Below are 14,670 nucleotides of genomic sequence, written 5' to 3'. Positions count from 1 at the left end.
TGGTCAGCGATCGGGAAAAGATTATTGCGGGTGATATTCGATATTAATCGGTTCATCCGGCAGTTGGGTGAACGTGCGGATAATATGATGATAGTCCGCGGTCGGGTTGGTCTGGCTGAACTGCTGCGGGTAGAAGTCCTTTGCCAGCATCTCAATGCCAATAATGTTATACGGGTGGTTATAGAAGTGGTGGTAAACCGCGGCGACTCTGCCCGCTTTCACCGCCGGGATATCTTTCACACCGGTACGATCGCGCAGATGGTCGAAGCTGGCTTTGATCTCGCTGATATCAGTATTGTAACCCAGAGGGATCACCGGGCTGGCTTTACCGCCGCGCTTCGAGCCGCTCATCACATAGTAGTCCGGGTTCAGGCTGATCACTTTCTCCACTGCGATGGTGCCGCTGGTGCCCGGCAGCAGGTCAGAACCTATATTTTTTGCCCCCGTCGCTTCAATTAACGCGCCCCAGCCGTTATGGCCGTGGGTGAAGCAGCAGGCCCCGCCGCCGCCGATGCCGGCAATCGGTTCAACAAACACCCGCGGTTTTGACGACACGTCTTTGACCGCAGCCTGAACGGCATTGAGCTTCTGCGTGTAATAATCCGTGTAGGCCTTCGCGCGCGCTTCCTGATCCAGCACCGTGCCCAGCAGAGTGACGCTGGCCGCGGTATTCTTAACCGGGTGCAGTTCATCATCAACAAACAGCACCGGGATCTTCAGCGCACTGAGCTGATCCAGGACGCCGGTCTGTTTCAGGGCGGGTTTGGCGCGCAGCTGGGCGATCATCAGGTCAGGCTTTCTGGCGATGACGGTTTCAAGGTTCACTTCCCCCTGGTCAGAAAAGCCCATGTCGAGGATCTTTTCTGCCTCGGGCCAGCGTTTTTTCAGCATCTCCCAGCTGCCGGTATCCTGCTTTTTCAGCAGGTTATTCCAGGCAACCACCCGCTTAAACGGGTCTTCACGGTCGAGCAATGCCAGGTTCAGAATGTCGCGGCCATCCTGCAGGATCACCCGCTGCGGTGGGTGCTGTATCACCAGCTTCTGTCCGTCCATATCGGTGACGGTCACAGGATAGGTGGTGGCAAACGCCAGGCATGGCATCGCGGCGAGCAGCAGCGCGGGTAAGGTTTTCAACGGGCTCATGGTATCGGTATTCCTGCCAGAAAAGAGATGATAATTATTATCATTTTTATTCATCGGTTGTTAAACGAAAGCTAAACAACCTCTGAACGATAAATGCTGTTGTTGCAAGAGACTGTTTCAGGACCGCGCCCTGAAACGACGCGGCTTCTCGCGGCGAAAGCCCAGACCGATAATCCAGCCAAAGACATACGGCAGAAACGGGAAACGTTTAATGATGCGCGGCAGCGGGCTGCTTTCCCCCTCTTTACGCTTTTTGCCACTCATCTTTATCTGGATAAACTGCGTGGCGCGGGTAGGGAACTGACGCCGCTGCTGCACTTTTTTTAGCAGACGCAGGGGAACGCTGCCGCTGCGCAGGGCGGGCGTGAGAATATTGGCCGCGGCCACCGCATCCTGGATGGCGAGGTTCACCCCGACACCGCCGATAGGTGACATGGCGTGAGCCGCATCCCCGATGCAGAGCACCCCGGGCTTCATCCACGCATCCAGCCGGTCGATACGAATATCCAGCAGTTTGACCGGCTGCCAGTCCGTCAGCTCCGTCATGCGTTCAACCGGGAACGGGGCGACGGCAGCAACCTGCTGTTTAAATGCCTCAATCCCGTTCTCCTTTATCGGTTCGTAATCCCCTTTGGTGATGGAGTAACCACACTGCCAGTAGCTGCCGCGATCGAGCATGATAAAGTTCTGCTTCGGCCCTTTATGACCGGTGTTCCATTCCGGGTCATCGTCACGCTTGTTGAGCGGGAACCACAGCACATCCCGTGGCGAACCGAACGAACGCCCGGTCAGTCCGGCCTGTTGTCGGACCCTGGAGTGCCGCCCGTCGCAGCCCACCACCAGCGCTGCGTGGATCTCGCTGCTGCCGCTGGCATGGGTGGCACGCACGCCGGCGACGCGGTCAGCGTCATGCAGCAGTTCGCTGAAGGCCGTGGCGGGATAGAACGAAAACGTCGGCAGGGCGGAGGCTTTTTCTTTCAGAAAGTTGAGGAAATCCCACTGCGGCATAAACGCCATAAAGCGGCATTTGACCGGCAGGCGGGAAAAATCCGCCAGCGTCACCTCTTCACCGCCGATCTCAGCCTCCAGGCGCGGCGCACGCTGGTGCGGTAGCTGCAGCAGTTCGTCGAGCAGGCCAAGGTGGTGCATGATTTGCAGCGTAGAGGGATGGATGGTGTCGCCGCGGAAGTCGCGCAGAAAGTCGTCGTGTTTTTCAATCACCACCACCTGCACACCGGCGCGGGCCAGCAGGTAGCCGAGCATCAGTCCGGCCGGGCCGCCGCCTGCGATGCAGCAGTCGGTGGTAAGGCGTTCAGGGGGGAAGGGGGACATAGTGACTCCGGGGAGGTGGGTGTGAGATTTATGATAATAGTTATCATTATCTCTGGCGAATTTTTATCGCCGGGTAAGGTCGGGTCGTGCGAAAAAGAAGCCCGACCCGGCAATCGAAAAGTGCTGCTGCGACTGTGCCGATGATGCACACGGGGTGTGATGAACGCCTTTTTTCCGGTCGCCCGCAGGGGGTTAGTGCAGTTCCACCGCGTAGTCTGCAACCGGGGTGATCTTTTTCAGCAGCTTATTGTTAAACAGGAACTGCTCGTAGTCGGTGTAGCGTTTCACGTCGAGCCATGCCGGATCGCGGGCAAACAGCGGCAGGGTTTTCTGCCAGGCGACGCGGTTCAGCTCCGTGTTCAGTTCCGGGTGCGCTTTAGCAAAGGCCAGCCAGCTCTCCTGCGGGTGTTTTTGCAGATAGTCGTTGCCTTTTTTCAGCGCCGCGAGGAATTTCTTCACCTTCGGTTCGTTCACGCTGTCGCGGTTGGCGACAATCACCAGCTCGTCATAAGCCGGTACGCCGTAATCCTCGACGTTGAGCACCACCGGATCTTTACCCTGCAACCTCAGCTCCTCCGCTTCAATATTGCGGTAACCGCCGATCACCGCATCCACCTGCCCGGCCAGCAGGGCGCTGGTCAGCTGGAAGTTAACGTTAATCATCTTTATCTCTTTCAGGCTGAGTTTCTGATGCTTCATCATGGTGCTCAGCGTCACCTGTTCAATGCCGCTGACCGAATAACCGACGGTCTTGCCTTTCAGCCCTGACGGGGAGGTAATACGCTTATCCAGGGTGATGACGGTATTCAGCGGTGTGTTAATCAGCGTTCCCACGCGGACCAGCGGCAGGCCATCATCGGCGAAAAAATGCAGCTGGGGCTGATAGGTGATGGCAAGGTCCGCCTGTCTGGCCGCCACCAGACGCGGCGGCAGCGACGGGTCGGAAGGCGGGATAATCGTCACGTCCAGTCCCTCGGCCTTAAAGGCACCGATTTGCTCTGCCACCATAATCGGCGCATGATCCGGATTAATGTACCAGTCAAGTACCAGCGTCAGTTTCTCGCCAGCCATCGCCCCACTGCTGCAGGCTCCGCTTAACAGCAGTCCGGCGCAGATGTTCTTGATCATTTTATCTTCCTTCCAGAGGTTATCATCATGATTCAGGTGCCCAGTTAATCAGGCGGTGGAGCAGGGTGTCGACGGCCATCCAGAGTAAGACGGTCATCAGCACCAGAATAAACAATGCGGCAAAACACTGATCCGTCTGCATGCGCGCGTTGGCATTCAGCATAACGAAGCCCAGCCCTCCGGCGGACCCGACCCATTCCCCGATAATCGCGCCAATCGGTGCCACGGCGGCGGCCATCCGCAGGCCGGAACCGAAAGCCGGTAACGCCGCCATCAGACGGACGTGGCGCAGCTGGGCCCAGCCAGAGGCCCCCATGGTGCGTGCCAGATCCAGGTAGTCCTGATTGACCCGCCTGAGCCCGTCAAACAGGGCCGACGTTACCGGGAAAAAAATCACCAGCACCGCCATCGCCACTTTGGCACTGAGGCCAAAGCCAAACCACAGAACCAGCAGCGGGGCCAGTGCAAATACCGGAATGGCCTGGCTGGTCAGCACCAGCGGCATCAGCCAGCGCTGCAGACGGGGGGAGACGATCATCAGGATGGCCAGCAGCGACCCCAGCAACACGCCCAGCACCAGCCCGGCCAGCACTTCCGATGCGGTGATCAGGCTGTGATACGCGAGAAAGGCGCGCCACTCCCACAGCGCACTGGCCACCGCGACCGGTGAGGGCAGCAAAAAGGCCGGGATCGTGCTCAGGGTGGCCAGCCACCACAGCAGGATCAGTCCGCTAAAAATTATCAGCCCGCGAGCGTGGCCTGCCAGGCTGGCCCTCATCCTGCCGCCCTCAGCAGCTGTTGCAACAGCTGCCCCTGGCTTTTCAGCAGGTCGGCATCATCCGGCGCACGCGGCGGCAGGCCGCCAATGGTGTGACTGTCGTCGATGCCCGCAGGATGCCCGGAGAGCACCAGCAGATGGTGGCTCAGACGGCAGGCTTCCATCGGGTCGTGGGTGATCAGCAGTACGGTGCGGTCCGCCAGCACCTCAGCGGCCAGCGTCTGGATCTTCGCCCGCGTCAGCGTGTCGAGCGCAGAGAAGGGTTCGTCCATCAGCACAACGGGGCGGTTCTCATACAGGGTGCGGGCGATGGCCGCACGCTGGCGCATGCCGCCGGAGAGGGCGGCGGGATGAAGGCCGGCATAGTCGTGCAGCCCGACACGCGCCAGCAGGTGGTCAGCCCGGTCAGTATCGACGGGCTCCCTGCGCAGCCGCGCGCCGAGGGTGACGTTGTCGCGGATCGACAGCCACGGATAAAGCAGATCTTTCTGACCCATCCAGGCGATGCGCCCGGCCAGCGGCAGGCCGTCGCTGCCGCAGACCGAACCGGCGTCGGGCGGAAGCAGCCCGGCAATGATCTTCAGCAGGCTGGTTTTGCCGCAGCCGCTGGCCCCCAGCAGCGCAACAAAACGCCCGGCGGGAATATCCACGCTGAGATCGCTGAAGAGCGGGCGCGGGCCGAAGCGCAGCGTCAGATGGCGAACCGCGATGCCCGGCGGTGGCGAAGCGGAATGGGCGGTCACGGGGTCGGTACCGCGTTGAGTCCCATCTGCCAGAAAGCCGACTCCAGGCGGGTAGCGGTGGTAAAAATCTCGGACAGGGCAGGGAAGCGGCTTCCGGCTCCCCGCTGCTGGCCGACCGTTTCCAGCAGCGCAAGGGCGGCACGTACCCCGGTCAGGTAGTCCGGGTCCGCATAGTTGCGGATCCAGGAAGCGTAAGGGCTGCCTGCCAGCACCGTGCGGGGGGAGGCCAGCAGGCCCAGGCCGATTTCGGCATACCCTGCCACACAGGGGAGCAGGGCGGCCAGCAGATCCAGCGCATCCCCTGAGTGACCGATATCCAGCACGTAGCGGGTGTAGTTCATGGTTTCTGCCGCCTCCGGTTCAGCGGCCATCTGTGCCTCGTTCAGCCCCCAGCTCTCGCAGTAGCGGACGTGCAGCGGCAGTTCGCTGACAATGGCATTGAGCGAGGCGGTAGCGGCACGCATCTCCGGCAGCGTGCGCAGCTTGCTGACCAGCAGCGCCCAGGCACGGGCAAAGTGGATCAGAAACAGGTAATCCTGGGTCAGATAGCGGCGAAAGGCGGTTTCGGGCAGCGTACCGCGTGAAAGTTGCTGAATAAACGGATGCGCCACATAGTCCTGCCAGTCGTTCCCCGCCTGCTGGCGTAAACGTCCGTACAGGCCGTGGCTGAAATCGACAGGCTCAATGGTGTTCGACACAGAATCCCCTCATTTAAGTGGCGATCCAGGTGCGCGGAGGTGTGATCAGGCGAGAATAATGCCTACCCGTCCCTTCGCTGGCATGACCCAGATCAGGTTCAAAGGGTTCGGCTTGCGCCATCTCAGCCCGTGACAGGACACCCCTCGGAGTGGATTGTTATACGATAATTCATTTTGGATAGCAATCCTTGCCAGCTGGCGAGATAGCGCGTACTTATACTGAATTGATTCGTTTTATCCTGTTGAGAAACCCTATGAAAAGTATTGGATTCCTGTCATTCGGTCACTGGACACCGTCCCCGCAGTCCGGCACCCGTTCAGCCGCTGACGCCCTGCTACAGTCTATCGACCTGGCCGTGGCGGCGGAAGAGCTCGGCGCAGACGGCGCGTATTTTCGCGTCCACCACTTCGCCCGTCAGTTAAGTTCACCCTTCCCGCTGCTGGCCGCCGTCGGGGCGAAAACCCGGCGCATTGAGATTGGCACCGGGGTGATCGATATGCGTTACGAGAACCCGATGTATATGGCGGAAGATGCCGGTTCCGCTGACCTGATTTCAGGGAGGCGTCTGCAGCTGGGCATCAGCCGGGGTTCCCCTGAACAGGTGATCGACGGCTGGCGCTATTTTGGCTATCAGCCTGCGGAAGGGGAAAACGAGTCGGATATGGCGCGTCATCACACCGAAGTGCTGCTGGATGTGCTGCGCGGCGAAGGCTTTGCCAAACCGAACCCGCAGCCGATGTTTCCTAACCCGCCGGGCATGCTGCGCGTGGAGCCGTTCTCTGAAGGGCTGCGCGACCGCATCTGGTGGGGGGCGGGCTCCAATGCCACGGCGGTGTGGGCGGCCAGGCTGGGGATGAATCTGCAAAGCTCGACGCTGAAGGATGATGAAACCGGCGAACCTTTCCACATTCAGCAGGCGGCACAAATCCGCGCCTATCGTGAAGCGTGGAAAGCCGCGGGACACCTGCGTACGCCGCGCGTCTCGGTCAGCCGCAGTATTTTTGCGCTGGTGAACGAGAAGGATCGGGCGTACTTCGGCAACAGCGGTAAAGAAGGGGATAAGGTGGGGTATCTTGATGAGAAAACCCGGGCGATTTTTGGCCGCAGCTACGCCGCAGAACCTGACCGGCTGATTGAACAGCTGGCGCAGGACGAAGCGATTGCCGAAGCCGATACGCTGCTGCTCACCGTGCCGAATCAGCTGGGGGTGGATTACTGCGCACACACCATTGAAGCGATCCTTAAGCATGTGGCGCCAGGGCTGGGATGGCGTAACTAAGCGGGGGCTGGGGAACCGCCAGGCGTGCCTGGCGGTGACGTCAGCGTTAAAAGAGGTATTTCGCCCGCACGCGTGCGCCGTAACGTGGCTGATGATTTCCCCGATCGTCATCGGCGGCATTCAGCCATGACGCGTAACCGCCAAGATAGACCGTGAAGTTGGGCATATCGAGGATATCGGGAAGCTGCCAGGAGGTATGCAGGGTATGAATGTCGTAGCGCCCCGGCTGGAAGATAGCGCAGTCAGCGGTACACTCCTCACTGACACCGGACGCTGAGAATTCCGCGATATTATTATGGGCGTAGATATAGCCCAGTTCGACACGATGCCAGAGAGCATTAATCCCGGCGCTAAAGTCGGTTTCCTCCCGGGCATCCATATAGGCCGTATTCACGTTCACCACGGTGCCATTCTGCGGGTTGTTCTTTAACGTATTCCACGTCATGGTCAGCCCGTAGCCGGTGCGCTCCGACTGATCGCGCCAGCGGCCGTCACGGTCGGTATAGCCATAGGCGTTATTCACGATATTGCTTTCCATGGCGGCGGCGACGGACCAGATATCGGATCGCCATGCCACGACCGGGCGCACGTACATCACATTTTTCTGGTTTTCCATCGTGCGGCCGTGATAACGCTGATCCACATACAGCGCGCTGCCATCCTCAATCAGGGTGTTCACTTCAACGTACCACTTATCCCAGGTTTGACTCAGCAGCAGGTTACCGCCGCTGTTACTGCGGCCACGCGCCTCCTTCATCATGTAGATATAGCCGTAGCCGTCGCTGTACAGATCGTTAGCGGTATTGCCCGAGTATTCGATAAAGGTGTCCTGATTGAGGGGAAACATATCCCAGGCTTCAAACCGCCCGGTCTTCACCTGCCAGTGGTCTTTCTGACCGAAAAAGAAAGCCGCATCGTCCAGATTCATTTTTCCGCGAATATCGGCCAGCGGCTGAACGTTGAATCCGGCATATTTCCCCTCAGTACCCTGGCGGATCCCCTCCACGCCTAACAGTATGCGGCCGTTAATATCCCAGCGTTCTTTATTGCCGGGAGCCCAGCTTTTATTGCTGCTGGTTTTTAACGATGTCAGGCTGCCCGTGCGGCTGGCCGCGTCGCCATTAAATTCCACATCGCCATAAAAACGCAGTTCCGCCGGGGTGGTCAGGCTCACGTCGAGGGGGCGAGCGGTGCCCGCGTGGGCGGTGGCGGCGTTATCCTCCCGGGTGTTCTGTTTTAATTTCACCATTTCCGCTTCTGCCCGGTCGGCGCGGTTTTCTGCCTTTTTCAAACGCGCTTCGAGTAATAAAAAACGCTGTTCAACGGTTAAGGTACTTTCAGCAAACAGGGTGACCGGAAAGATCCCGGCGCACAGCATCATCCCGACGGCTATTTTCATCGATGAATTCCTTGCACATGATTTTGTAGGGAGGCAAAAGGCTCACCCGCGGTCACGGGTGAGCAGCAGGGCAGTGCGTCAGGCTAAGTCCCAGGCTCCGCACGCGGTGACGTCCGCGCTGCCGGACCAGGCAAACAGCGACAGCTGACGCTGCCCGGGGAAAATACGGCTGGTCAGGCAGGCTTCGCCATCGTTGACAAACACTTCCACCGAGGAGCGGTCAAAGAAGATGCGCAGGGAGAGCGTATCCCCGGCAGGGAGCGCGACGCTACGTTCGCCACTCAGACCGCATAGCGGATAGTGACGTGCCAGCACCAGGCGCTGGGACTGGCTGTCGACATACAGGCGCAGACCGTCTGACAGGCTGATGCCATACTGTTCCGCATCGCTGGTGGCCCGGTTCCAGCTGATGAGCACCTCACTGGTTTCACAATTTTCCATGACGCACTGCTGCTGGTTTTTTAGCTTCCCGGCAGGCCACGGGTGCCAGCTCTGGCGCAGGCATTCCACCTCTCGCGCCGGGGTCATCTGCAGACGATGATCGGCCGTCAGGGTGAGCTCCCGGGGCAGGGTAAGCATGCCGCACCAGCCGTCCTGCTGCTCTGGCATCGCTGATTCCCAGGTGTTCATCCACGCCATCACTATCCGGCGGCCATCCGGTGTGACGAAGGTCTGCGGGGCATAAAAATCATGGCCGCGATCCAGTTCGGTGAAGTCGCCCTCCTGGGTAAAGTCGGCTCCCGGCTGCCAGTGGCCGACAATATAACCACTCTGGAACAGGTTGCGGTGGTCATAGCCCCGGGCCTGGATGCCCTGGGGGGACATCAGCAGGATCTGTTTGCCTGCCAGGGTGAAGAAGTCCGGGCACTCCCACATAAAGCCGAGGTGCGGCGGGGCCTCAGCCAGTATTCCGGCATCTTCCCAGCGGTGCAGATCGTCAGAACGGTAAAGCCTGACCTGCCCGGTATGCGCTTCACGGGCACCGACCACCATGTACCAGTGCCGTCCTTCCCGCCACACTTTAGGATCGCGGAAGTGATGCAGCCCGGCAGGGGTATCCAGCACCTGACCCTGACGGCTGAAGTGGATGCCATCCCGGCTGGTGGCCAGGCACTGCACCTGGTAAAGGTTATCGTCACTGGAGGGGTCGCCGTGAAATTTATGGCCGGTGTAAATCAGCGCCAGCTCATCCCCGTTGACCACCGCTGAACCGGAAAAGCAGCCGTCTTTATCTTCCGGCCCTTCCGGTGCCAGGGCGACGGGCAAATGCTCCCAGTTGAGCAGGTCAAGGCTGCGCGCGTGGCCCCAGTGCATCGGCCCCCACTGCGTGGAGTAGGGATGATGCTGATAAAAGGCGTGATACCAGCCGTCAAACCATACCAGCCCGTTCGGGTCGTTCATCCATCCCGCCTGGGGAGCAAGATGATAACGGGGATACCAGCGGAGGGTAATCTGGTCGCGCTGGCGGATCAGCGCCTGTTCAGCATCTTCAAGTCGACATGTCATGATTGTTCACTCTTGAGTAGTGAGGGGGAAGAAGGGGCCGGAGGCGCGCCTTCTGATAAGGATTTCTGATTACGCAGCAGGAAGACGGAGAAAAAGGTGGTGCAGAACACCATCAGCCCCATGATCAGGTAGGACTGAGCAAAGCCATATTTCTCGTAGCTGTAGCCCGCCAGCGGGGACAATACCGTTGCAATCACCGAGCTGGTGCAGGCAAAGCCCACCAGGTACAGGGTTGAGGAGAGGCGTTTGTCAAAATGCAGGCTGTTGTATTTAAAAATGGACACCAGCAGCACCGGCAGTTCCAGCGCGTGCAGCAGTTTGGTGATGGAAATCAGCAGCGGGCCTTCCACCATACCTGACGCCACCATGCGCAGCGCCATCACCATCCCGGCAAAGATCAGCCCGTTTTTAGCGCCGATACGGTTTACCAGCCACGGGGCGCAGAACATGCCGGCGGCTTCCAGAAAGACCTGGAAGGAGTTCAGGTAGCCGAACATGGCATTGCCTTCGCGCAGGGTGGGGAACTGGGAGGCGAAGTAGACCGGGAACTGCTGATCGTACACCCCGTAAATACAGGTGCCGACCACGAAGAACACCAGCGCCCAGAAGCGGGGCAGGGTCAGTAAGCGCAGGGCATCTTCCAGGGTCACTTTACTGATGCCGGTCTCCAGCTTTTCCAGGCTGGCGGGGGTGCTGACGTTAAGCCGCGCCAGCAGAATAAAGAACACCACGCCAGAGCAGGAGGCCACCAGGAAGTTGAGTTTCGGGTTGAGATTAAACAGCAGCCCGGCGAAGAAGGTCGCCACCGCCCAGCCCAGCGATCCCCACATGCGGGCTTTACCAAACTCAAAGGTGCTCTGCCGTGCCACGCGCTCAGTATAAGATTCCAGCACGCCGATGCCGCCGTTAAAGGTCATGCCCACGAACAGTCCGCCAAAGATGCTGCCGGCTAAAATATTGATTTTCAGCAGGTAGCCGAACAGTAAGAAAGCCGGGCCGGAGAGGATCAACAGGGCGGTCATGTACCACAACAGGTTTTTCCGTAAGCCCAGCCGATCCTGAATAAAGCCGTAGCAGACCTGTGCGCACAGCGCCGACACCGACAGCACAGAGAAAATAATCCCGGTGTCCGAGGCCCGCATCCCCACTTCCTGATGCAGCCAGATGGAAAACAGCGAGCTGGAGGAGGACCAGCTCACAAAGAAGAAGAACAGCAGGGCGCTCAACAGCGGATAACTACGAGAATGATGTTTTTTCATCATTATGGTCTCAGTAAGGAAGATGGCGCATGATAACGTTAACATTCTGTGGTTGAGCAGCGTATTGACGGCGATATATGATGTTAATCACAGAGGTTAACGTTAACATTATCAAACTGAGACGGCGATCAACTTTTTTGACGGTGTGAGGCTGGTTTCGGCGGCGGGGGTCAAAATATCGCAGGCTCCTTTTTACTTCATACAGGGAGTTGTATAGCCTTACGCACAGTCGTGGACGGCGATGGCTTAAATCAGGACAGAAGGTTATGGCGTCATTAAAAGATGTGGCACAGCGTGCAGAAGTTTCCCTGATGACCGTTTCACGGGCACTCAATGCCCCTGAGCGGTTAAAGCCTGAAACGCTGATCCGGGTGCAGGCGGCAATCCGCGAGCTGAACTACGTGCCCGATCTGTCAGCCAAAAAGATCCGTGGCGCACGTGCAACGCCAAGAACCATCGGCGTGCTGGCGCTGGATACCGTGACCACGCCCTTTTCCGTGGAGATCACCCTGTCGATTGAGGAGACAGCGCGCGCGCACGGCTGGAACAGTTTTGTGGTGAATATGTTTTCGGACGACAGCCCGGAAACCATGGTCGATCTGCTGCTTTCCCACCGGCCGGGCGGCATTATTTACACGACGATGGGCCTGCGGCAGGTGCCGGTCCCGGAAAAGCTGCTGACGCTTCCCTGCGTGCTGGCCAACTGTGAAAGTCTGCACCAGCCGGTAGCCAGCTATATCCCGGACGATGAGCAGGGGCAGTATGCCGGGGCAAAAGGGCTGTTCGCCGCCGGGTATTGCCGTCCGCTATGCCTGCATCTGCCGTCGCAGCATCTGGCCACGCGCCGGCGGCGTCAGGGGCTGGATCGCGCCTGCCATGAAGCCGGCATTGACCCGGAGAGCCTGACCCACCGCTATATGACCTATGGCGATGAGCATTATCGCGATATCCCGGCCAGCGTTCTGTCGCAGTTTTCCCGGGGGAAACCCGTTTTTGATTCGGTGATCTGCGGCAATGACCGGGTGGCGTTTATGGTTTATCAGACCCTGCTGGCGCAGGGCGTCCGTATTCCCGAAGAGGTGGCCGTGCTGGGGTATGACAATATGGTGGGTATTGGCGATCTGTTCCTGCCGCCGCTGTCGACGGTGCAGCTTCCGCACTATGATATTGGCCGCCTCAGTGCGCTGCATATCATCAACGGTCAGACGCATCAGAACACGGTCCGGGTTCCCAGCCCGTGGCTGGAGAGATCGTCGATTGCCCGCAGGCCAGCCTGATGGCGATGGCCTGCGCCTGCCCGCCAGACGTTCAGCGGGCAGGTACTGGCGTTAAAACGAGGTCCACTCCTCTTCTGCCGCTTTAGCCGGTCGGGACGGCACGGCAAGCGCTGGCGTCTGCGCCGCGCCGCTTACCCACTCACCTTCGTGTACCTGGCTGGCAGAGATTTTAAAGATAGCGACCATCTCACTGAGTTTTTTCGCCTGCTGTTCCAGCGAAATGGCGGCAGCCGAAGACTCCTGAACCAGCGTGGCGTTTTGCTGGGTGGTGGAGTCCATCTCGGTGACGGCTTTACCGATTTGCTCAATCCCCTGACGCTGTTCACTGGAAGAGCTGGAAATTTCGTCAATAATCTGGCTGACGTGGGTCACCGAACTGACGATATCCTCCATGCTGGCTCCGGCGCGGTTGACCAGCTCCGTCCCGGTGCCAATGCGCGCCACGGAATCATTGATCAGCGATTCAATTTCTTTCGCGGCATCCGCGCTTCGCTGCGCCAGCGTTCTGACTTCCCCCGCGACCACGGCAAACCCGCGTCCCTGTTCACCCGCTCTGGCGGCTTCTACCGCCGCGTTCAGCGCCAGAATATTGGTCTGGAAAGCAATGCCGTTGATCACGCTGATAATCTCGGTGATCTTCTTCGAACTGGTCGCAATACCGTTCATCGTACTGACCACTTCACCCACAATCTGGCCACCTTTGCGTGCATCGGCGCTGGCGCTGGCGGCCAGTTTGCTGGCCTGCTGGGCATTATCGGCGTTTAACCTTACCGTCGACGTCAGCTCCTCCATGCTGGAGGCGGTTTGTACCACGGCCGCTGACTGCTGTTCGGTGCGGGAGGCTAAGTCCGTATTTCCGGCGGCAATCTGTGACGAGGCGCTGGCAAGATGGCTGACGCTTTCACGGATGCCCGAGATCATGTCGCGCAACCGCGTGTTCATGGCCCCCATGGTTTGCGTCAGTCTGCCAAGCTCATCCGTTGAGGACGCCGCGATCTCTGCCGTCAGGTCGCCTGCGGAAATACGCTGGGCCAGTGCCAGGTTTTCGCCAACGGGACGGGTGATCTTACGGGTGATGACCCAGGCCGTCAGCAGTCCGGCAACCACGCCCGCCAGCGACAGCGCCGAGATAATCATAATGGTGTTAACAATCAGCTGATTATTGAAGTCTGCCTGGGCTGCGATCAGCTCCTGGGTCGACCGGTTCAGCGACTCTGCGCCGGTGCCCATGGCGTCGGCAGCTCTCTGCGTGGCGGCGATGGCGGGCAGGAAGGTGTCAACGGCGCTTTTCAGCGCCTGATAACGTTCCCATGCCGGGGTCAGCACAGCGCGGGTGCTGTCGGAGGCGCTGGTCTGGGCATCACTGTACAGTGACTCCGCGTGGGTGAAGGCCTGTTCGAAGCGGGATAAAGCGTCCGGGGTGTGCTGGACCACCAGGTTATCTGCCGCTTCACTGAGCAGGGTTAAGGCAAACAGCAGATCATACAGTCTGGCACTGACGTCAGCCTCGGGCGCGGTATTCTTAATCTGGCTTTGCAGGTCAGCGATGGTGCGTTTGTCACTGTACTGGTGGACTTTCTGTGACAGCTGATTGCTCTGAACGCTTTTCTCATGGAAGGTGGTACGCAGCTGGCTGTAGTTGCGGATCAGGCCACCGAGCTGATCGAAGTGGGCCTTCGTGTCCCCGCGCCAGTTATACCTGCCAGCCTCGCTGTGCAGTGCCTGCATGGACTGGATGGCTTCACCGTTTTCTTTCATTTTCTGTTCGTCACCGGTCTGCATATAGAGCAGGCGGTTTCTTCTGGCGGTATCCAGCAGATTACCAATGTCATTGGTGATCTGGGTTTTTATCGAGTTACGTTCAATGGATTTTAAAGAAGAAATACTGTATCCGGATATGCCAATAATGATGGCGATCAACAGAATAAAACCTGAAAACAGTTTTTTTCCTATTGAGTAATTATTGAAATCAAATGCGCGCGTAATCATATTAAATCCCTTATAAACATAATTAATGGTCTTGGAGGTGTCTCTTCCCCAGGCGTATTTTTTAAGACATTGCTTCGAAGAACCTATCGGCCTGATGAAAGCGATCATTAATGTTTATTTACAATTTAGCGCTAAATG

12 protein-coding genes and 1 riboswitch are annotated in these 14,670 nt (G+C 58.7%); of the genes, 2 read left to right on the top strand and 10 right to left on the bottom strand.

Annotated elements, in window-relative coordinates; all coding sequences use genetic code 11:
- Nucleotides 1–21: 21 nt before the first annotated feature.
- From IFU29_RS03810 to IFU29_RS03785, 6 genes are all read right to left on the bottom strand, one after another.
- Nucleotides 22–1,143 carry an ABC transporter substrate-binding protein gene (locus IFU29_RS03810; protein ID WP_191932735.1) on the bottom strand — a complete coding sequence of 374 codons (1,122 nt, stop codon included), beginning with the start codon at nucleotides 1,141–1,143 and terminating at the stop codon, nucleotides 22–24.
- Nucleotides 1,144–1,260: 117 nt separating this feature from the next.
- Nucleotides 1,261–2,475 (bottom strand): FAD-dependent oxidoreductase, encoded by a 1,215-nt coding sequence (locus tag IFU29_RS03805; RefSeq protein WP_191932734.1) that lies wholly within the window; start codon nucleotides 2,473–2,475, stop codon nucleotides 1,261–1,263.
- A gap of 192 nt (nucleotides 2,476–2,667) precedes the next feature.
- The gene (locus tag IFU29_RS03800) at nucleotides 2,668–3,603 is read right to left on the bottom strand and encodes an ABC transporter substrate-binding protein (protein ID WP_191932733.1); all 936 of its coding nucleotides are present in this window, start codon (nucleotides 3,601–3,603) and stop codon (nucleotides 2,668–2,670) included.
- A 25-nt stretch (nucleotides 3,604–3,628) separates the two neighbouring features.
- Nucleotides 3,629–4,381 (bottom strand): ABC transporter permease, encoded by a 753-nt coding sequence (locus IFU29_RS03795; protein ID WP_191932732.1) that lies wholly within the window; start codon nucleotides 4,379–4,381, stop codon nucleotides 3,629–3,631.
- Complete coding sequence (locus IFU29_RS03790; RefSeq protein WP_191932731.1) at nucleotides 4,378–5,124, bottom strand: ATP-binding cassette domain-containing protein; 747 nt, start codon at nucleotides 5,122–5,124, stop codon at nucleotides 4,378–4,380. Before IFU29_RS03790 ends, IFU29_RS03795 begins: the two co-directional genes overlap by 4 nt.
- Nucleotides 5,121–5,810, bottom strand: a complete 690-nt coding sequence (locus tag IFU29_RS03785) for a TenA family protein (protein WP_191933116.1) — start codon at nucleotides 5,808–5,810, stop codon at nucleotides 5,121–5,123. The genes IFU29_RS03790 and IFU29_RS03785 overlap by 4 nt, the downstream gene beginning before the upstream one ends.
- A 64-nt stretch (nucleotides 5,811–5,874) precedes the next feature.
- Nucleotides 5,875–5,977, bottom strand: a riboswitch (TPP riboswitch).
- A 99-nt stretch (nucleotides 5,978–6,076) separates the two neighbouring features.
- Between IFU29_RS03785 and IFU29_RS03780 the strand changes: the two genes are divergently transcribed.
- Nucleotides 6,077–7,102: an LLM class flavin-dependent oxidoreductase gene (locus IFU29_RS03780; RefSeq protein WP_191932730.1), complete on the top strand. Its 1,026-nt coding sequence runs from the start codon at nucleotides 6,077–6,079 to the stop codon at nucleotides 7,100–7,102.
- Nucleotides 7,103–7,148: 46 nt separating this feature from the next.
- Here the strand turns inward: IFU29_RS03780 and IFU29_RS03775 are convergent, their stop codons facing one another.
- The 3 genes from IFU29_RS03775 to IFU29_RS03765 all read right to left on the bottom strand — a co-directional run bounded on the left by IFU29_RS03775 (nucleotide 7,149) and on the right by IFU29_RS03765 (nucleotide 11,269).
- Nucleotides 7,149–8,501 (bottom strand): carbohydrate porin, encoded by a 1,353-nt coding sequence (locus IFU29_RS03775; RefSeq protein WP_191932729.1) that lies wholly within the window; start codon nucleotides 8,499–8,501, stop codon nucleotides 7,149–7,151.
- Between the two features lie 78 nt (nucleotides 8,502–8,579).
- Nucleotides 8,580–10,007, bottom strand: a complete 1,428-nt coding sequence (locus tag IFU29_RS03770) for a glycoside hydrolase family 32 protein (RefSeq protein ID WP_194710582.1) — start codon at nucleotides 10,005–10,007, stop codon at nucleotides 8,580–8,582.
- Nucleotides 10,004–11,269, bottom strand: a complete 1,266-nt coding sequence (locus IFU29_RS03765) for an MFS transporter (RefSeq protein WP_191932728.1) — start codon at nucleotides 11,267–11,269, stop codon at nucleotides 10,004–10,006. The genes IFU29_RS03770 and IFU29_RS03765 overlap by 4 nt, the downstream gene beginning before the upstream one ends.
- A 263-nt stretch (nucleotides 11,270–11,532) precedes the next feature.
- On the opposite strand from IFU29_RS03765, the gene IFU29_RS03760 reads away from it, so the two are divergent.
- A complete protein-coding gene (locus IFU29_RS03760) occupies nucleotides 11,533–12,543 on the top strand; it encodes a LacI family DNA-binding transcriptional regulator (protein WP_191932727.1) in 1,011 nt (336 codons plus the stop codon).
- Nucleotides 12,544–12,594: 51 nt separating this feature from the next.
- On the opposite strand, the gene IFU29_RS03755 is transcribed toward IFU29_RS03760, so the two are convergent.
- A complete protein-coding gene (locus tag IFU29_RS03755; RefSeq protein WP_191932726.1) occupies nucleotides 12,595–14,532 on the bottom strand; it encodes a methyl-accepting chemotaxis protein in 1,938 nt (645 codons plus the stop codon).
- Nucleotides 14,533–14,670: the final 138 nt, after the last annotated feature.

This window comes from Erwinia persicina (genome assembly GCF_014838825.1).
GTDB lineage: Bacteria > Pseudomonadota > Gammaproteobacteria > Enterobacterales > Enterobacteriaceae > Erwinia > Erwinia persicina_A.
This window is presented reverse-complemented; position numbering and strand designations above follow the sequence as displayed.